The organism is Sphingomonas radicis, from assembly GCF_051400635.1.
Lineage (GTDB): Bacteria > Pseudomonadota > Alphaproteobacteria > Sphingomonadales > Sphingomonadaceae > Sphingomonas.
The window spans coordinates 95,449-111,959 of record NZ_JBLFFG010000002.1 but is presented as its reverse complement, the minus strand read 5'-3'; the positions used below and the strand labels follow the sequence as shown (position 1 = coordinate 111,959).

Here is a 16,511-nt window from a genome sequence, read left to right as displayed (position 1 = left end):
CTTCCCTGTGCCGAGCGCCTTGCCTAGGGTCCGATCATGGCAGAAACCCCACATCTCCTGCTCGTCGATGACGAACGCTCGATCCGCGAGCCCCTTGCCCAGTATCTCACCAAACAGGGTTTTCGCGTCACTCAGGCGGGCGATGCCGAAGGTGCGCGGGCGCGGCTGGCCGCCTATGCGATCGACCTGGTGATCCTAGACATCATGATGCCCGGCGAGGACGGGCTCAGCCTGTGCCGCCATATTCGTGAGACGAGCGAGACGCCGGTGATCCTGCTCACTGCGCGCAGCGAGGAAACCGACCGGATCGTAGGCCTGGAGATGGGTGCGGACGATTATGTGGTGAAGCCATTCAGCCCGCGCGAGCTCGCCGCGCGAATCAAGGTGGTGCTTCGCCGCATTGCGGCCGGCGGCATCAAGCAGCATGCGCCCGAGACCGGCAGCTTCGCCTTCGCCGGCTGGGTCCTGAAGACCGGCGAACGCGCGCTGGTCGACCGCGAGGGCGTCTCGGTGCCGCTTTCGACCGGGGAGTATAACCTCCTTCACGCGCTGGTGACGCGTCCGCGGCAAGTGCTCACGCGCGACCAGTTGCTCGACCTGACCCAGGGCCGCGAAGCCGCGGCGTTCGATCGCGCGATCGACAACCAGATCAGCCGGCTCCGCCGGAAGATCGAACCCGATGCCAAGAACCCGACGATCATCAAGACGGTGTGGGGCGGCGGCTACACGCTCGCTGCCGAGGTGACGCGGCTTTGAGGCGTCTCGCCCCCCGCAGCCTTGCCGGCCAGATGGCGCTGCTCGTCGCCATCGCGTTGTTCCTGGCTCAGGCAATCAACTTCGCGATGCTGCTGCGCGAGCGCAGGGCATATCGCTATGGCCAGGTGATCGGCCCGGCGGTAACGCGGCTGGTCGACGCGGGCGACCGGCTCACCAACCCGACGGCCCCGCCCCGCCCTCGCCAGCGGCGGATGCTAAAACTAGAAGGACCAACACGCGTCCAGATCGTCACGGCCAATCCCATTGCAGCGGGTGAGCCGCGTCGTAGCGACATCGAAGCTGACGTGCGCCAGGCCTTCCAGGAAGCGGGCATCCAGACCGGTCAGATATTCGCGTCGCTCCGCAGCATCGATCGCGACGATCCGCTCCCCGGAATGGGTCGCGGTCGCGCCGAGCGGCTGCGGCGGTTGGGCGGCGAGCTGCGGGTGGCGGTGGAGCTTCCCGGAAAAGGCTGGCTTTCACTGCGCTCCGGCTGGCCGCGGGCGGAGCGCGGGCTGATCTGGCAGCTCGCCGGGCAAACGCTGATCCTCTACATCGTCGTCCTGATCCCGCTGCTGCTCGCCGGCCGCCGCATCGCTCGCCCCCTGCAGACTTTGGCGCGGACCGCGCGCGGCTTTCGTCCGGGCGACGGATCGGCACCGCTCGAGGAGCGCGGACCCAGCGACGTGCGCGCGGTGATCGGCGCCTATAATGCGCTCAGCCTTCGTGTGAACGCGATGCTCGATGAGAAGGATAGGATGCTCGGCGCGATCGGGCACGATCTGCGCACGCCCCTGGCCGCACTGCGCGTGCGGATCGAGTCGGTGGAGGACGAAGACGATCGAGCACGCATGGCGGACATCATCCAGGAGATGAACCGCACGCTGGAGGATATTCTCTCGCTGGCGCGTCTTGGCCGCCCCAGCGAGCCGCTGACCGACGTCGATCTCTCTGCGCTGATCGACGCCGTCGTGGAGGATTTCCGCGACCTCGATCATCCGGTGAGCTTCGAGGAGGCGCCGCGGCTGAGAATGCGGCTCCGCCCGACGCTGATGCGGCGTGCGGTGCGCAACCTGATCGAGAATGCCGTCAAATATGGCGGCGGTGGTGCCGAGGTGCAGCTGGTGCCGGGGAATAAAACGGTGGCGATCGAAGTGGCCGATCGCGGGCCGGGCATTCCGCCGGACAAGCTTGCCGCGGTCTTCGATCCGTTCACTCGGCTGGAGACTTCGCGCAACCGCGAGACGGGAGGGATCGGGCTGGGCCTGGCGTTGGCGCGCGCGATCGTGCGCGATGCAGGCGGCGACATCGCGCTCGCCAATCGAGAGGGCGGCGGTCTCGTCGCGACGATCAACCTGCCGCGCTAATATTCCCTTTCCCTTTGGGAGAGGGAAGGAGCCGCGAAGCGGCGGAAGGGTGAGGGTCGATGCAAACGATGCCGTCGACCCTCACCCCTCCCTCTCCCGTTGAGAGAGGGAGTATCTCAAATTCAGCCGACGATCTCTTCCGGCTTGAAGAAGAAGTTGATCTCGATCTCGGCGTTTTCTTCCGAGTCCGAACCGTGGACCGAGTTCGCCTCGATCGACTCGGCCAGTTCCTTGCGGATCGTGCCGGGCTCAGCATTCGCGGGGTTGGTGGCACCCATGATGTCGCGGTTGCGCTGGACGGCGTTCTCGCCCTCGAGCACCTGCACCACGACCGGGCCCGAGATCATGAACTCGACCAGATCGTTGAAGAAGGGGCGCTCCTTGTGAACGCCGTAAAAGCCCTCGGCCTGCTCGCGAGTCATCTGGATGCGCTTGGAAGCGACGACGCGAAGCCCCGCTTCCTCCAGCATCTTGGTGACTGCGCCGGTCAGGTTGCGGCGGGTGGCATCGGGCTTGATGATCGAAAAGGTCCGGGTCGCGGCCATGGCCGTGCGGCTCCTGCTTTGGGTGTTGTGGAAAAGTCGCGGCTCCCTAGTCGGGCAGCCTCGTCAATGCAAGTTCAGGCCGCCTGTTCCCAGCGGCCTGCGTCGTTCTGCTTCCAGTAGCGCCTCTCGACGCCGTCGCGTTCGGCCAGCGCTTTCCAGGCTGCCCGCGCCTCGATGATCTTCTCTTCGTCGAAGAAATGGAACGCGCGGTCGAACGCCAGCGCCTCGTCGCGCCAGACTCCATCAGCCAGTGCCACGTTTCGCGCACCGTTCGCCGGTTCCACACGCTCGGCGATCAGTACCGGCTGCTCGGCATCGAAGCCGCCGCCCGCCTGTGCGTGCGGAAGGAAGCTCTCGGGGGTGTAGCTCCATAGCAGCTGATCGACGCGCGCGCGCTGCTCCTCGCTTTCCGCCACCACGAGCAGGCGGCCGCCTTGCTCCAATACGCGTTCGGCAATGCGCGGCAGCACGCGATCGAGCGGCTGGTGCGTCAGATGATAGAAATCGACCTGCATGGCTCCTGATAGCGCCCTTGAGCGTTCGGGCCAACGCGCGCGACATTGCGATGCCGCAACCGCTGCGATAGGGCGGGACGGCCGTGTGCCGGGAGTGAAAAGAAAAGGTGGGAACTAGAGTGACGCGCAAGGCCCTGCTGCTCTCGGCTGCGTTGGGATTGTGCCTTGCCGCACAGGCCCGGGCGCAGGAGGCCGCCGACCCGCGCGATACGCCGGCCAGCCAGCCGGACCTGCCACAGACGCCTCCCTCCGGGCCGGATCTCCAGAACCGCGATGTCGCGCTGCCTCCACCCTCGGCGGTTCCGCTTCCCGAGGATGCGGACGAAATCCAGTTCACTGCCGACCAGCTCGAATATGACTATGAGAAAGACGTGGTCACGGCGAGCGGCGACGTGCGCCTGTTCCGCCGCAGCGACCGCTTGCGAGCGGATCGCGTGGTATGGAACCGCAAGTCGGGCCAGGTGGTGGCCGAAGGCAATATCGTCATCACCAATCCGGAAGGCGACGCCGCCTATGGTGACCGGATCGAGCTCACCGACACGCTGAAGGACGGCGTGGTCGAGAACATGCTCGTCGTGCTAGATGCCGGCGGACGGCTCGCAGCGCAGCGCGGAAGGCGCGACAACGGAATCATCACGGTGGAGAACGCGGCGTACACACCCTGCGCCGTCACCGACTCCGCGGGATGCCCCAAGGAACCGTCGTGGAAGATCACCGCCGACCGGGTGGTCTACGATCCGTCCAGGAAGCGCATCCGCTATTCCGGCGCACGCGTCTCGGTCTTCGGCTTCGTGACGATCCCGCTCCCGGTGTTCTCGCATCCCGCGGGCGGCAGCAGCGACGACGGCTTCCTGACACCCGACATCCGGTACGATCGCACCAACGGATTCCAGTTCGCGCTTCCCTATTTCATGAGCCTTGCGCCCAACCGCGATCTGACGATCACGCCGCGGGTCTTCACCGACACGTTGCCGATGCTCCAGGCCGAGTATCGCGCGCTCACCCAGGCGGGTGCCTATCGGGTGACGGGCTATGGAACCTACAGCCGCCGCGCCGACGATCTTACCGTACCGGTAACCCCGGCGACCTCGCGCAACGACTTCCGCGGCTATCTGGACGCGCTCGGCCGCTTCCAGCTCGATCCCCATTGGAGCGCCAGCGCCTCGCTGCGGCTGGTCACCGACCGAACTTTCCTGCGGCGCTACGACATCTCGCGCGACGACCGGCTGCGCAACAATCTCCGCGCCGAGCGGATCGACGAGGACAGCTATCTGTCGATCAATGCCTGGGCGGTGCAGACGCTGCGGGTCGGCGAACGGCAAGGCACACAGCCCATAGCGCTGCCCGAGCTCGATTACCGGCGCCGGCTGGACGACGGGATCGTGGGCGGCCGGGTCGAGCTGCAGGTCAATACGCTCGCGATCGCCCGCTCCGAGGGGCAGGATTCGCAGCGGGCGTTCGCCAGCGCCAGATGGGACCTGCGCCGGCTCACCAATTGGGGCCAGGAAATCACCCTGACGGCCTATGCGCGTGCCGATGCCTATAACGCCGACGACACACTCGAGACCGAGATACCGAGCTATCGCGGGCTGGAGGGTTTCCAGTTTCGCGGCGTGGGCGCCGTGGCGCTCGACATGAAATGGCCCTTCGTGGGCGAGATCTTCGGCGGCACCCAGCGCATCACGCCACGCCTCCAGATGGTCGCCGCTCCCAGGATCGAGAACCTCGACGTCCCCAACGAGGATGCGCGCGCAGTGGATCTGGAGGATTCCAACCTGTTCGCGCTCAATCGCTTTCCCGGCTACGACCGGTTCGAGGACTCGACGCGCTTCACCTGGGGGGTGGATTATGCGCTCTATCTCCCGGGACTGAGCATCGACGCCAACGTCGGCCAGAGCTATCGCCTCACCTCACGGCCGACGATCTTCCCGGACGGAACCGGACTGACCGACCGCGTGTCGGACATCGTCGGACGTACTGTAGTCCGCTTCCGGGACTTCGTGAGCTTCACGCACCGTTATCGGCTCGACAAGGACGGGTTTGCGGTTCGCCGGAACGAAATCGATGCCACGGTGGGATCGCGCAACACCTATGTGCAGGTCGGTTATCTGCGGCTCAACCGCAATATCGCTCCCGCGCTCGAGGATCTGCGCGATCGCGAAGAGGCGCGCGTTGGCGGCCGTGCGCAGGTCTCGCGCTTCTGGTCGGTCTATGGCTCGGTGCTGGTCGACCTGACCGACTATGAGGAGGACCCTCTGTCCGGCAGCGACGGCTTCCAGCCTGTGCGGCACCGGTTGGGCTTCGCCTATGAAGACGATTGTCTCAGGCTTGGACTCACCTGGAAGCGCGACTATGCCACAACGGGAGACGCGCAGCGCGGCAACACTTTCCTTTTGGCGCTGGCGTTCAAGAACCTGGGACGCTAACCCTTTCAGGCATGGGAGGCGCACTGGTTCGCTAAGCCTTGGTTCAGGCACAATTGGCGATTAAGCGCCTCTGTCTTCCGGCAGGATGAGGGTACGGGTTCACGTGAACATCGGTGTTGCAAAGGCGGTCCGCATCGGCCGCAAGGCGGTTTTAGCGGCGGCTTTAGGTGGAATCGGCACGATCGCGCTCGCGCAGACGGCGCAGGATCAGCAGACGCCACAAGACCAGCCGGCGCCGCCTTCGTCCGGGCTGGACCTCCCCGCCAATCTCCAGATCTTCGGCAAGGCCGATCCGAACGTCCGTAAACCGACGGCGATCGTCAACGATACCGTCCTGACCGGCACCGACATCGACCAGCGCGTGGCAATGATCGTCGCGATCAACAAACTCAACCTGAAGCCCGAGGAACGCGACCAGCTCCGCCTCACCGTGCTCCGCCAGCTCATCGACGAGACGCTGCAGATCCAGGAAGCCAAGGCCAACGAGATCACCGTCGAGCCGCGCGAGATCGAGTCGAGCTTCAGCCGCGTAGCGCGCAACTTCCAGCGCACGCCGGAGCAGTTCCGCACCTGGCTCAAGGAAATGAACTCGTCCGAGCGCACCGTACGCCGCCAAATCGAGGCGGAGATCGCCTGGAGCCGCCTGCTGCGCCGCCGCGTCAACATCAACGTGGGTGAGGCCGAGGCGAATGCGATCATCGAGAAGATGAAGCAGCAGAAGGGCGCGGAGGAGATCCACGTCTACGAGATTTACATGAATGCAACGCCCGACCGCGCCGCCGAAGTGCGCGGGGCGATGCAGAAGATGATTCAGCAGATGCGCGAGGGTGCGCCGTTCGAATATCTCGCCCGCACCTATTCGGAAGCATCGACCAAGGCCGTGGGGGGCGATCTCGGCTGGGTCCAGCCGGGCATGCTGCCGGATGCGCTCGCCCAGGCAGCACAGGAGATGCAGGCCGGGCAGGTCGCCGGCCCAATCGAGCTGCCGACCGGCTTCTCGATCCTGTACATCGCCGAGAAGCGCAAGACGCTGACGGCCGACGAACGCGACGCCAAGCTCAGCCTGCGCCAGCTCGCGATCAACTTCCCGGCCGGCACCACCCAAGCCCAGGCGACCGCGCGCGCTGCCGAGTTCGCCGAGGCGACCCGTGCGATCCGCGGCTGCGGCGATGTCGCCAATGTGGCAACCGCGCAAAAAGCCGAAGTGGTGGACCGCGACAACATCACCATTCGCGAGCTGCCGCCTGCGCTCCAGAACATGATGCTCGGTCTCCAGATCGGCCAGGCTACCCAGCCGTTCGGCTCGATCGAGGACGGCGTGCGCGTGCTCGTGCTGTGCGGCCGCGACGATCCGCCGCCGCCGAACATGCCCTCCGTCGAGCAGGTCCAGGAGCGGCTCGAGGAAGAGCGCGTCAATCTGCGCGCCCAGCGCATGCTGCGCGACCTGCGCCGCGACGCGCTGGTCGAATATCGCTGACGCAGCGGCCGGGCCCGTGATCCGGCCGATCGCCATCGCAATGGGAGACTCGGCAGGAGTCGGCCCCGAGATCGCCGCGAAGGCGTGGGCGGCGCGCGAGCTTCATTCGCTTGCGCCGTTCTTCGCCGTGGGTGATCCGGCGGCGGTCGAGAAGGTGTGGGACGGCCCGGTGGTGCGGATCAACGATCCGGCCGAAGCGGGCGCGGTCTTCACCGACGCGCTTCCCATCCTGTCGATCGGCGAAGCGGGCGAAGTGGTTCCCGGCGCGCCGAACGTGGACAGCGCGCATGCCGCGCTCCAGTCACTCGAGCTGGCGGTCGGCCTCGCCCGCTCGGGCGCTGCCGCCGCGCTGGTGACGGGGCCTGTCTCCAAGGCGCAGCTCTATCATATCGGCTTCCCCCACCCCGGCCAGACCGAGTTCGTGGCCGAGCGCTGCGGCGTGGCGGACGACAATACCGTGATGATGCTCGCAGGCCCCACGCTCCGGGTAGTGCCCATCACGGTGCATGTCGCGCTGGCCGAGGTGCCGCGGTTGATCTCGCGCGAGCTGATCGTCGCGAAGGCGCGGGTCACGGCGCGGGGCCTGTTCCGCAACTTCGGGATCGAGAAGCCGCGGCTGGCCTTTGCCGGGCTCAACCCCCACGCCGGCGAGAGCGGCGCGATCGGGCGGGAGGAAATCGACATCCTCGCGCCTGCCATCGCCCAGCTTCGCGACGAAGGGATCGACGCCGTCGGCCCCTTCTCCGCCGACACCATGTTCCACGCCCGTGCCCGGGCCGGCTATGACGCGGCGCTCTGCCTCTACCATGACCAGGCGCTGATCCCGATCAAGACGCTCCACTTCGACGACGGGGTGAACACCACGCTGGGGCTTCCCATCGTCCGTACCTCGCCCGACCACGGCACCGCCTTCGGCATCGCCGGCAAGGACGAGGCGAACCCGGGGGCCATGATCGCCGCGATCCGCATGGCGGCGATGCAGGCCGAGCGGCGCGCCGAGCTCGCCGCGGCGGGAGCCCAGTGAGCCAGCTTCCCCCGCTCCGCGAGGTCATCCGCAAATACGGGCTCAGCGCCAGCAAGGCGCTGGGGCAGAACTTCCTGTTCGACCACCAGCTCCTCGCCCGGATCGCCCGGGTTCCCGGCGACCTGCAGGGCGCCGAGGTGTTCGAGGTCGGTCCCGGCCCCGGCGGACTGACCCGGGCGCTGCTCGAAGCGGGCGCCAGCGTCACCGCGGTCGAGCGGGACCGGCGGTGCATCCCGGCCCTGGAGGAGCTGGGGGAATATTTCCCCGGCAAGCTCCGCGTCATCGAAGGCGACGCGCTCGAAATCGACGCCCCTGCCCTGTTCGCCGGCGAGCCGCACGTCGTGGCGAACCTGCCGTACAACGTCGGCACCGCGCTGCTCGTCGGCTGGCTCTCCGCCGACTGGTTCCCCTGGTGGCAGAGCCTGACGCTCATGTTCCAGAAGGAAGTCGCCGAGCGGATCGTCGCCGCGCCGGGGAGCGACGCCTATGGCCGGCTGGCAGTGCTCGCCCAGTGGCGATCGACCCCGAAGATCGCCATGCCCGTCCACCGCTCTGCCTTTACCCCGCCGCCCAAGGTGATGTCGGCGGTGGTGCACGTCACCCCGACCGAAGCACCCGAAGGCGTGCGGCTGGCGACGCTGGAGAAGCTCACCGGCGCGGCGTTCGGGCAGCGGCGGAAGATGCTGCGCCAGAGCCTGAAGCCCGTGTCCGGCGCGATCGAGGCGATGGAGCGGCTGGGGATCGACTCCAGCCGCCGTGCCGAGACGGTGACGATCGAAGAGTTCGTCGCACTGGCCCGCGCGCTGGGCTGATCCGTAAAGAGCCCAGCAGACGAAATCCTACATAGCAAGTCCGCTCAGGGATTGCCCGACGCAGGCTTGGCCGGTTCGGCCTGGGCAGTAGCGGTCACCGGCGGACCCTTGGCGATCGCCGCGGCGAGAACATTGGCGTCGCCGCACTGGTCGCCACACACCGCGCGCACCTTGGCGAGGACTTCCTTGGCCTTCTCGGTCGCACCCTTGGCGACCAGCGCCTCGCCCTGGCCGCGCAGCGCCGTGACGTCATTGGGCTCGAGCGCCAGCGCTTCCTTGTAAAAGCGGATCGCCTTGCCGGGCAGGCCGCGGCTGCGCGCGATCTCGGCGAGCGCGACAAAGGCCTGGCGGTTGCGCGGATCGACGGCGAGCGCGCTCTCGATCGCATCCTGCGCGCCATCGACATCGCCCGCGGCGAGCGCCAGCCGGCCCTCCTGCAGCAGCGAAAGCGACTTGGGATCGATCTGATCGTCCGGCCGCTGCGCCAGCAGCGACGTGGAGACCGACAGCAGCACCAGCGCCGCGGCGGCAGAGATCGCAGTGATCCGCATGAAAATCTCCGACATTGGAGTTCGGGCAGCTATCATGGCCGCACCATCTTCGCGACAAAAAAGCCGTCCGTCGAATCGTTTAGCGGCGTGAGCCGCAATCCGGGACCGCGCTGGACTCCGATTCCCAGCGAAAGCGGCACGGACTGCCAGCCCGCGTGACGATCGAGGAATGCCTGCGCCTGCCCCGCCCCTTCAACGTCGAGCACCGAGCAGACGATATGGACGAGCGCGCCGCCCGGGCGCACGAGCGCGGCCCCCAGATCGAGCAGCGCGGCCTGGATGGCGACGTAGCGCGCGAGCCGATCGGGGGTGAGGCGCCAGCGCGCCTCCGGATTGCGGCGCCAGGTGCCGGTGCCCGAGCATGGGGCATCGACGAGGACGAGATCGGCGCGGCCGATCTGATCGGCAAGCAGCTCCGCCTCGCGGCCCGGATCGAGGAGGCGCGTCTCCGCGATCGTCACCCCTGCCCGCGCGGCGCGCGGCGCGAGGCGCGACAGGCGTGCGCGGTCGATGTCGCAGGCGAGGATCGTGCCGTGGTTGCGCATCGCCGCGGCCAGCGCGAGCGTCTTGCCGCCTGCGCCCGCGCAGAGATCGATCACGTGCTGGCCGGGCTCGGCGCCTGCGGCGAGCGAGACGGCCTGGCTGCCGCAGTCCTGGACTTCGAGCGCGCCCTCCTGAAACGCGGGAAGCCGCTCGACGGGCGTATCCGAGGGCAGCCGCAGCCCATCAGGCGCGCAGGGAAGCGGCACCGCGCCGGGGATCTCGGCAGCGATCACCGCGGGATCGGCTTTGAGACGGTTGACGCGGATATCGAGCGGAGCGCGTTCGAGCAGCGCAGCCTGCTCGTCAGCCTCGAGCTCCGAGACTTCGAACGCGGCCTTGAGCCATGCGGGAAGCACCCCTGCCTCGGCCACCGGCTCGCCGGGGGCGATCGGTGCAGGGCCATAGGGCGAACCGTCAAACAGCGCGGCAAGCTCCGGGCGCTTCTCCGCCACCGCGAGCATCGCTGCGCGGCCGCTCTGCGGGCGCTCGCCGAGCATGCGGATGGCATCATAGACCAGCTCACGGATCGCACGGCGGTCCTTGGAGCCGGCATAGCGGCGCTCGGCGAACCAGCGCGCGATGATCGTGTCCGCCGAGCCGCCCTGGTCGCGCGCGGCGACCACGATCCGGTCAAGCAGGTCGATCGCCGCCTGGAGACGCGCCGAGGGGTTCATCGGCCGAAGTTGACACTAAGTTGACACCGTTCGCGCCTCGTTCCCCTGCCCCTGCGGCAGCGTCGGCGCTGCACGGAAAGACGAAAGGCGAACGGCGGCTGCATCGCCACCGACCAAGCAGAAGAAATCCTACATTGGTAGCGAAATCTTGAGGATGGACCGTTGCCGCGAGCGATGGACAAGCCCGCGATCTGACGCCATCGACGCTCTCGTCCCCCCGCAACCGCACCGAGGCAAGCAAATGGCGTTCACGGCGAAGATCCTGCTCCTCGGCTCGGGCGAGCTCGGGCGCGAGTTCGCGATCTCGGCCAAAAGGCTGGGCGCCCATGTGGTGGCGTGCGACAGCTACGAAGGCGCACCGGCGATGCAGGTGGCGGATAGCTTCGAGGTCTTCTCGATGCTCGACGGCGATCTGCTGCGCGCGGCGGTGGAGAAGCACCGGCCGGACTATGTCGTGCCCGAAGTCGAGGCGATCCGCACCGAAGTGCTGGCCGAGCTGGAGAGGGAGGGCTTCACGATCGTCCCCTCGGCGCGTGCGACGCAGATGACGATGAACCGCGACGGTATCCGCGAAGTCGCCGCGGTGGAGCTGGGGCTGCGGACTTCGCGCTATCGCTATGCCGAGAGTTTCGAGGAGGTGCGCGCAGGGGCGGAGCACACCGGGCTGCCATGCGTGATCAAGCCGGTGATGTCCTCCTCGGGCAAAGGCCAGAGCACCGTGCGCTCGGCCAGCGAGCTGGAGGCGGCGTGGGGCTACGCCGTCGCCAACATGCGCGGTGACCGGCGGCGGGTGATCGTCGAGGAGTTCGTCGACTTCGATTACGAGATCACGCTGCTGACCGTGCGCACCCGCGACGGCGTGACCTTCTGCCCTCCGATCGGGCATCGGCAGGAGCGCGGCGACTATCAGGAAAGCTGGCAGCCGGCGGCGATGTCGGCCTCCGCGATCGCCGATGCGCGGGACATGGCGCGCAAGGTAGTCGATGATCTGGGCGGCCATGGCATCTTCGGCGTCGAGTTCTTTGTGAAGGGCGAGGAAGTGATCTTCTCCGAGCTGTCACCGCGGCCGCACGACACCGGAATGGCGACGCTGATCTCGCAGAATCTGAGCGAGTTCGACCTGCACGCGCGCGCGGTGATGGGGCTGCCGATCCCGGAGATTGTGCTGCGCGGGCCGTCGGCCTCGGCGGTGATCCTGGCGGATCGCGATTCGAAGACGCCGTCCTATGAGGGGCTCGCGGAGGCGCTCGCGGTGCCGGGCGGTGACGTGGATGTGCGGATTTTCGGGAAACCGACTTCGCGACCGTATCGGCGGATGGGGGTGGCGCTGGCTCTGGCGGGCGATACCGATGCGGCGCGGCGGGTGGCGGCTGAGGCGGCGGGTAAGGTGTGGATTGGGTATGGCGATTGATTGAGAAGCGGAGTGGCAGTTACACGCCGGTGCCTAGATAGCATGTAGTTAATGCATTTTTTCAATAGACCGAGTATCTATAAATGAGCTGATGCGCGTATAATGCTCTCTGTCCGCAAAGTTGTTATAAATAGGTTCCTGAATGCTAGGGAGTAGCATCCATGGCAAATCTATACCGGCACCGAGATTTGGATTCAGTTTCGAAGAGAGGTCATAACGCTGCATGGCGGACGATGCGCTCGATGTCACCGTACTGTAGCTGCCGGTGCTGTTCTTCAAGTTCACCACAAACACTACATTTCTGGCCGAAGGCCCTGGGAATACGGGCACACTGAATGCGAGGCCCTCTGCAAAGGCTGTCATGCTGAAGAACATGGCAAGATCATGCCGCAAAGCGGTTGGACCCTGATCGCCAGCGACGATCTAGGCGATTTGTGTGGTAACTGCGAGCTGTGCGGGACCGAGCTTCGCTACATATTTGCCGTAGAGCATCCCAGTTGGGGAGCTATGGCGGTCGGCACAGATTGTTGCGATAAGCTAACGTTAACAACGGAAGCGAGTGAATATCAAACGCGCTACATCAAACTCGTAGATATGAGGAAACGCTTTGTTGATTCCCAGAAGTGGAAGCAAACACCTTCCGGACTTCTTACGATTAAGCGCGCCAGGATCGTAGCCTTTATATTTCAAAATGGTAGCAAGTTCCGGGTAGGCTTCGATGATGTTGAAGGCAAGATCGATTATGACAGCTTGCTAGACGCCAAGCTTCAAATTTTTGAACTCATCGAATCCGGCAAGGCAGCAGCGTACTTGGCGGATCGCAAAAGGAAGCGCTCCGAACACCTGCAACGCGGCCTAGGATTTCGGACTTAACTCTCCCCTCAGGGTGGATCGGTTAAATGGGCGCGAAGCGCCGAGCGCCTGCTATCGCAGCCGCACACCCCTCCCCCAGCTCCGACCAAGACCTTGCTTCGCAAGGCCTAAGTCTGCGCAACCCTCTCCCCTTGAGGGAGAGGGAAGAAAAGGTTGCAGCTACACACCCTCACCGCGTCGGGTAATTCGGCGCCTCGCGTGTGATCGTCACGTCGTGGACGTGGCTTTCCTTCAGCCCCGCGTTGGTGATGCGGACGAAGCGCGCCTTCTTCTGGAGCTCGGGGATGGTCGGGGCGCCGACATAGCCCATTGCGGCCTTGATGCCGCCGACGAGCTGGTGGATCACGTCGCGCGCGGGGCCCTTGAAGGGGACCTGGCCCTCGATGCCTTCGGGGACGAGCTTGAGCTGATCCTTGATGTCCTGCTGGAAATAGCGGTCGGCCGAGCCGCGCGCCATTGCGCCGACGCTGCCCATGCCGCGGTACGATTTATAGGCGCGGCCCTGGTACAGGAAGGTCTCGCCCGGGGCCTCTTCGGTGCCGGCGAGCAGCGAGCCGACCATGCAGGTGGAGGCGCCGGCGGCGAGCGCCTTGGCGAGATCACCCGAGGTGCGCAGGCCGCCGTCGGCGACGACGGGGACGCCCGACTTGGCGGCTTCGTTCGCGGCGTCCATCACCGCGGTGAGCTGGGGCACGCCGACGCCCGCGACGACGCGGGTGGTGCAGATCGAGCCCGGGCCGATGCCGACCTTCACGCCGTCCGCGCCCGCGTCGATCAGCGCGCGCGCCGCCTCGGCGGTGGCGATGTTGCCGGCGATGACCTGGACGCGGTTGGAGAGCTTCTTGACGCGCTCGACGGCGCGGCTGACGTCCTTGTTGTGGCCGTGCGCGGTGTCGATCACGATCAGGTCGACTTCGGCGTCGACCAGCGCCTCGGTGCGCGCGAAGCCCTTGTCGCCCACAGTGGAAGCGGCGGCGACGCAGAGGCGGCCGGCCGGATCCTTGGTGGCGTTGGGATAGGTGACGGCCTTTTCGATGTCCTTGACCGTGATCAGGCCGACGCAGCGATAGGCATCGTCGACGACGAGCAGCTTCTCGATCCGGCGGGCGTGGAGCAGGCGGCGGGCCTCTTCCTGCGCGACCCCGATCTTCACGGTGGCGAGGTTCTGGTGCGTCATCAGCTCGGAGACGGGCTGGTTCGGGTTGCCCGCGAAGCGCACGTCGCGATTGGTGAGGATGCCGACGAGCTTGCCCGATGCCTCGACGATGGGGATGCCGCTGATCCGGTGGCGTTCCATCAGCGCGGTGGCCTCGCCCAAGGTGCCGTCGGGCGTCATGGTGATCGGGTTGACCACCATGCCGCTCTCAAAGCGCTTGACCTGGCGGACGGCCTCGACCTGCTGCTCGATGTCGAGGTTGCGGTGGAGCACGCCGATGCCGCCGAGCTGCGCCATCACGATCGCCATGTCGGCCTCGGTGACGGTGTCCATCGCCGAGGAGAGGATCGGGATGTTGAGCGCGAGGCCCTTGGTCACCTGGGTGCGGGTGTCGGCCATGCTGGGCACCACCTCGGACTCGCCCGGGTACAGCAGGACGTCGTCGAAGGTGAGGCCGAGAGGAATATCCATGGGAGCGCCAAGTCCGTGTTCGAGAATCGGAAGTTGGCGGCCCATGTAAACGCGAGGGTGGGAATGCGCTAGGGGGTGCGGGCCCGCTCGATCAACGCGCGGGCCTGGGCGACGTGCATCGCTTCGATCATGCGACCGGCGAAACGCTGGGCGCCGCCGGTCGCGGCTTCGAGGAGCGCGCGGGCGTCGGCGAGCTCGGCTTCGCCGGGGCCGAAGGCTTCGGCTGCGATCGCGACCTGACCGGGGTGGATCAGCGACTTGCCGTCGAAGCCGAGGGTGCGGCCGTGGCGGCATTCGGTGGCGAGCCCTTCGGTGTCGTCGAGCGCGTTGTGGACGCCGTCGATCGCCCAGACCTGGCTCGCGCGGGCGGCAAGGACGATCGTCTGGAGCGCGAGCGACAGCCCCTCGCGGCCGGCGCCAGCGGGAATGCCGAGGGAGGCGCGCAGATCGTTGACGCCCGCGATCAGGCCGGAGACGCCGGGAACCGCAGCGATCTCCGCGGCGGCGAGAACGCCGAGCGGGGTTTCGATCATCGCTAGCAGCGGCTTGGCGGTCGCCTCGGCCAGTGCGGCGGCGTCGGCGGCAGTCTCGACCTTGGGAACCACCACGAAATCGCAGGTCGAGGCGGCGACGGCGTCGAGGTCGGCGGCATGCTCGGGCGAGTCGATGCCGTTGATGCGGATCGCGACGAGGCGGGGGCCGAACCCCTCCCCTGCCGCCTCGACCGCCGCGGCGCGCGCCGCAGCCTTGGCATCGTCGCGCACGGCGTCCTCGAGATCGAGGATAATCATGTCCGCACCGAGCGTCCGCGCCTTGGCGATCGCGCGGGGATTGGAGGCCGGAAGGAACAGCGCCGTGCGCGGCGCCAAGCGGGCTGTGGTCATGGCCCCTCTCTATGCTAGCAATGGGGACAGATTAACAGGGAGTCGGGGGATGGACGTCGTTTCTGCATTTCTGGTCGTGCTGGCCGTATTGGTGTTCCTCTACGTCATGTCGAGCGTGAAGATCGTCACGCAGGGCTATCAATACACGATCGAGCATTTCGGCCGCTTCACCACCGTTGCCGTGCCGGGTTTCAACTTCTACCCCGCCTTCTTCTATCGGGTGGGGCGGAAGGTGAACATGATGGAGCAGGTGATCGATATCCCCGGGCAGGAGATCATCACCAAGGACAATGCCATGATCTCGACCGACGGCGTGGTCTTCTTCCAGGTGCTCGACGCGGCGAAGGCGGCCTATGAGGTCAGCGATCTCTATGTGGCGCTGCTCCAACTCACCACCACCAACCTGCGCACGGTGATGGGATCGATGGACCTCGACGAGACGCTGTCGAAGCGCGACGAGATCAACGCGCGGCTGCTTTCGGTGGTGGACCATGCGACCACGCCCTGGGGCGTCAAGATCACTCGCGTCGAGATCAAGGACATCCGCCCGCCCGCCGACATCGTCAACGCGATGGGCCGGCAGATGAAGGCCGAACGCGAGAAGCGCGCCAACATCCTGGAGGCGGAGGGCACCCGCGCATCCGAGATCCTGCGCGCCGAGGGGCAGAAGCAGGCACGGATCCTGGAGGCCGAGGGCCGCAAGGAATCGGCGTTCCGCGACTCCGAGGCGCGCGAGCGTGCGGCGCAGGCCGAGGCCGAGGCGACCCGGCTCGTCTCCGACGCGATCGAGAAGGGCTCGTCGCAGTCGCTCAACTACTTCATCGCGCAGAAATATGTCGAGGCAGTGGGCAAGTTCGCGACTTCGCCTAATGCCAAGACGATCCTGTTCCCGGTGGAGGCGACGCAGCTGATCGGCACGCTGGGCGGGATCGGCGAACTGGCCAAGGATGCGCTCGGCAAGCTGCCGGCCGCCACTGCCCCCGAGCAGCCGCCGCGCCGCGGCCCCTTCGAGCAGAAGGACTGAGC

16 protein-coding genes are annotated in these 16,511 nt (G+C 66.6%); 9 read left to right on the top strand and 7 right to left on the bottom strand.

The features are described 5' to 3' along the window. The first annotated feature begins 36 nt into the window (after nucleotides 1-36). Complete coding sequence (locus ACMGDH_RS07500) at nucleotides 37-756, top strand: response regulator (protein WP_436827330.1); 720 nt, start codon at nucleotides 37-39, stop codon at nucleotides 754-756. Between the two features lie 32 nt (nucleotides 757-788). Then, nucleotides 789-2,123 (top strand): sensor histidine kinase, encoded by a 1,335-nt coding sequence (locus tag ACMGDH_RS07495; protein ID WP_436828211.1) that lies wholly within the window; start codon nucleotides 789-791, stop codon nucleotides 2,121-2,123. 122 nt (nucleotides 2,124-2,245) lie between these two features. On the opposite strand, the gene ndk is transcribed toward ACMGDH_RS07495, so the two are convergent. Both ndk and ACMGDH_RS07485 read right to left on the bottom strand, forming a co-directional pair. Then, nucleotides 2,246-2,668, bottom strand: a complete 423-nt coding sequence (ndk, locus tag ACMGDH_RS07490; protein ID WP_436827329.1) for a nucleoside-diphosphate kinase — start codon at nucleotides 2,666-2,668, stop codon at nucleotides 2,246-2,248. A gap of 74 nt (nucleotides 2,669-2,742) precedes the next feature. Beyond that, entirely contained in the window at nucleotides 2,743-3,183 is a 441-nt protein-coding gene (locus ACMGDH_RS07485) for a DNA polymerase III subunit chi (protein ID WP_436827328.1), read from the bottom strand. A gap of 119 nt (nucleotides 3,184-3,302) precedes the next feature. On the opposite strand from ACMGDH_RS07485, the gene ACMGDH_RS07480 reads away from it, so the two are divergent. The 4 genes from ACMGDH_RS07480 to rsmA all read left to right on the top strand — a co-directional run bounded on the left by ACMGDH_RS07480 (nucleotide 3,303) and on the right by rsmA (nucleotide 8,922). Then, complete coding sequence (locus ACMGDH_RS07480; RefSeq protein WP_436827327.1) at nucleotides 3,303-5,609, top strand: LPS-assembly protein LptD; 2,307 nt, start codon at nucleotides 3,303-3,305, stop codon at nucleotides 5,607-5,609. An 85-nt stretch (nucleotides 5,610-5,694) separates the two neighbouring features. Next, entirely contained in the window at nucleotides 5,695-7,086 is a 1,392-nt protein-coding gene (locus ACMGDH_RS07475; protein ID WP_436827326.1) for a peptidylprolyl isomerase, read from the top strand. Between the two features lie 16 nt (nucleotides 7,087-7,102). Continuing rightward, entirely contained in the window at nucleotides 7,103-8,110 is a 1,008-nt protein-coding gene (pdxA, locus tag ACMGDH_RS07470; RefSeq protein WP_436827325.1) for a 4-hydroxythreonine-4-phosphate dehydrogenase PdxA, read from the top strand. Continuing rightward, nucleotides 8,107-8,922, top strand: coding sequence for a 16S rRNA (adenine(1518)-N(6)/adenine(1519)-N(6))-dimethyltransferase RsmA (gene rsmA / locus ACMGDH_RS07465; protein WP_436827324.1), 816 nt, complete (start codon nucleotides 8,107-8,109; stop codon nucleotides 8,920-8,922). Before pdxA ends, rsmA begins: the two co-directional genes overlap by 4 nt. A gap of 44 nt (nucleotides 8,923-8,966) precedes the next feature. On the opposite strand, the gene ACMGDH_RS07460 is transcribed toward rsmA, so the two are convergent. Together ACMGDH_RS07460 and ACMGDH_RS07455 are read right to left on the bottom strand one after the other, a co-directional pair. Further along, nucleotides 8,967-9,473, bottom strand: a complete 507-nt coding sequence (locus ACMGDH_RS07460; RefSeq protein WP_436827323.1) for a tetratricopeptide repeat protein — start codon at nucleotides 9,471-9,473, stop codon at nucleotides 8,967-8,969. Nucleotides 9,474-9,505: 32 nt separating this feature from the next. Next, on the bottom strand, nucleotides 9,506-10,690 hold the full coding sequence (locus ACMGDH_RS07455; protein WP_436827322.1) for an RsmB/NOP family class I SAM-dependent RNA methyltransferase: 1,185 nt from the start codon (nucleotides 10,688-10,690) through the stop codon (nucleotides 9,506-9,508). A 241-nt stretch (nucleotides 10,691-10,931) separates the two neighbouring features. Between ACMGDH_RS07455 and purT the strand changes: the two genes are divergently transcribed. Beyond that, nucleotides 10,932-12,101 (top strand): formate-dependent phosphoribosylglycinamide formyltransferase, encoded by a 1,170-nt coding sequence (purT, locus tag ACMGDH_RS07450; protein ID WP_436827321.1) that lies wholly within the window; start codon nucleotides 10,932-10,934, stop codon nucleotides 12,099-12,101. A 48-nt stretch (nucleotides 12,102-12,149) separates the two neighbouring features. Here the strand turns inward: purT and ACMGDH_RS07445 are convergent, their stop codons facing one another. Beyond that, nucleotides 12,150-12,476: a hypothetical protein gene (locus ACMGDH_RS07445; protein ID WP_436827320.1), complete on the bottom strand. Its 327-nt coding sequence runs from the start codon at nucleotides 12,474-12,476 to the stop codon at nucleotides 12,150-12,152. 9 nt (nucleotides 12,477-12,485) lie between these two features. Here ACMGDH_RS07445 and ACMGDH_RS07440 point away from each other — a divergent pair, with 9 nt between their 5' ends. Next, nucleotides 12,486-12,974, top strand: a complete 489-nt coding sequence (locus ACMGDH_RS07440; protein WP_436827319.1) for a hypothetical protein — start codon at nucleotides 12,486-12,488, stop codon at nucleotides 12,972-12,974. 169 nt (nucleotides 12,975-13,143) lie between these two features. Here ACMGDH_RS07440 and guaB read toward each other — a convergent pair whose 3' ends face one another. Both guaB and ACMGDH_RS07430 read right to left on the bottom strand, forming a co-directional pair. Beyond that, a complete protein-coding gene (gene guaB, locus ACMGDH_RS07435; protein ID WP_436827318.1) occupies nucleotides 13,144-14,601 on the bottom strand; it encodes an IMP dehydrogenase in 1,458 nt (485 codons plus the stop codon). A 68-nt stretch (nucleotides 14,602-14,669) separates the two neighbouring features. Beyond that, nucleotides 14,670-15,485: an HpcH/HpaI aldolase/citrate lyase family protein gene (locus ACMGDH_RS07430; protein WP_436827317.1), complete on the bottom strand. Its 816-nt coding sequence runs from the start codon at nucleotides 15,483-15,485 to the stop codon at nucleotides 14,670-14,672. 49 nt (nucleotides 15,486-15,534) lie between these two features. Between ACMGDH_RS07430 and ACMGDH_RS07425 the strand changes: the two genes are divergently transcribed. Continuing rightward, nucleotides 15,535-16,509 carry an SPFH domain-containing protein gene (locus ACMGDH_RS07425; protein ID WP_436827316.1) on the top strand — a complete coding sequence of 325 codons (975 nt, stop codon included), beginning with the start codon at nucleotides 15,535-15,537 and terminating at the stop codon, nucleotides 16,507-16,509. The last annotated feature ends 2 nt before the right edge of the window (nucleotides 16,510-16,511 follow it).

What these genes read in the sequence shown, in the direction of transcription:
- ACMGDH_RS07500 (WP_436827330.1), top strand. Translation starts at nt 37, where the DNA reads ATGGCAGAAACCCCACATCTCCTGCTCGTCGATGACGAACGCTCGATC.
- ACMGDH_RS07495 (WP_436828211.1), top strand. Translation starts at nt 789, where the DNA reads ATGGCGCTGCTCGTCGCCATCGCGTTGTTCCTGGCTCAGGCAATCAAC.
- ndk (WP_436827329.1), bottom strand. Translation starts at nt 2,668, where the DNA reads ATGGCCGCGACCCGGACCTTTTCGATCATCAAGCCCGATGCCACCCGC.
- ACMGDH_RS07485 (WP_436827328.1), bottom strand. Translation starts at nt 3,183, where the DNA reads ATGCAGGTCGATTTCTATCATCTGACGCACCAGCCGCTCGATCGCGTG.
- ACMGDH_RS07475 (WP_436827326.1), top strand. Translation starts at nt 5,695, where the DNA reads ATGAGGGTACGGGTTCACGTGAACATCGGTGTTGCAAAGGCGGTCCGC.
- ACMGDH_RS07460 (WP_436827323.1), bottom strand. Translation starts at nt 9,473, where the DNA reads ATGCGGATCACTGCGATCTCTGCCGCCGCGGCGCTGGTGCTGCTGTCG.
- ACMGDH_RS07455 (WP_436827322.1), bottom strand. Translation starts at nt 10,690, where the DNA reads ATGAACCCCTCGGCGCGTCTCCAGGCGGCGATCGACCTGCTTGACCGG.
- purT (WP_436827321.1), top strand. Translation starts at nt 10,932, where the DNA reads ATGGCGTTCACGGCGAAGATCCTGCTCCTCGGCTCGGGCGAGCTCGGG.
- ACMGDH_RS07445 (WP_436827320.1), bottom strand. Translation starts at nt 12,476, where the DNA reads ATGTTCTTCAGCATGACAGCCTTTGCAGAGGGCCTCGCATTCAGTGTG.
- ACMGDH_RS07440 (WP_436827319.1), top strand. Translation starts at nt 12,486, where the DNA reads ATGCCGCAAAGCGGTTGGACCCTGATCGCCAGCGACGATCTAGGCGAT.
- guaB (WP_436827318.1), bottom strand. Translation starts at nt 14,601, where the DNA reads ATGGATATTCCTCTCGGCCTCACCTTCGACGACGTCCTGCTGTACCCG.
- ACMGDH_RS07430 (WP_436827317.1), bottom strand. Translation starts at nt 15,485, where the DNA reads ATGACCACAGCCCGCTTGGCGCCGCGCACGGCGCTGTTCCTTCCGGCC.
- ACMGDH_RS07425 (WP_436827316.1), top strand. Translation starts at nt 15,535, where the DNA reads ATGGACGTCGTTTCTGCATTTCTGGTCGTGCTGGCCGTATTGGTGTTC.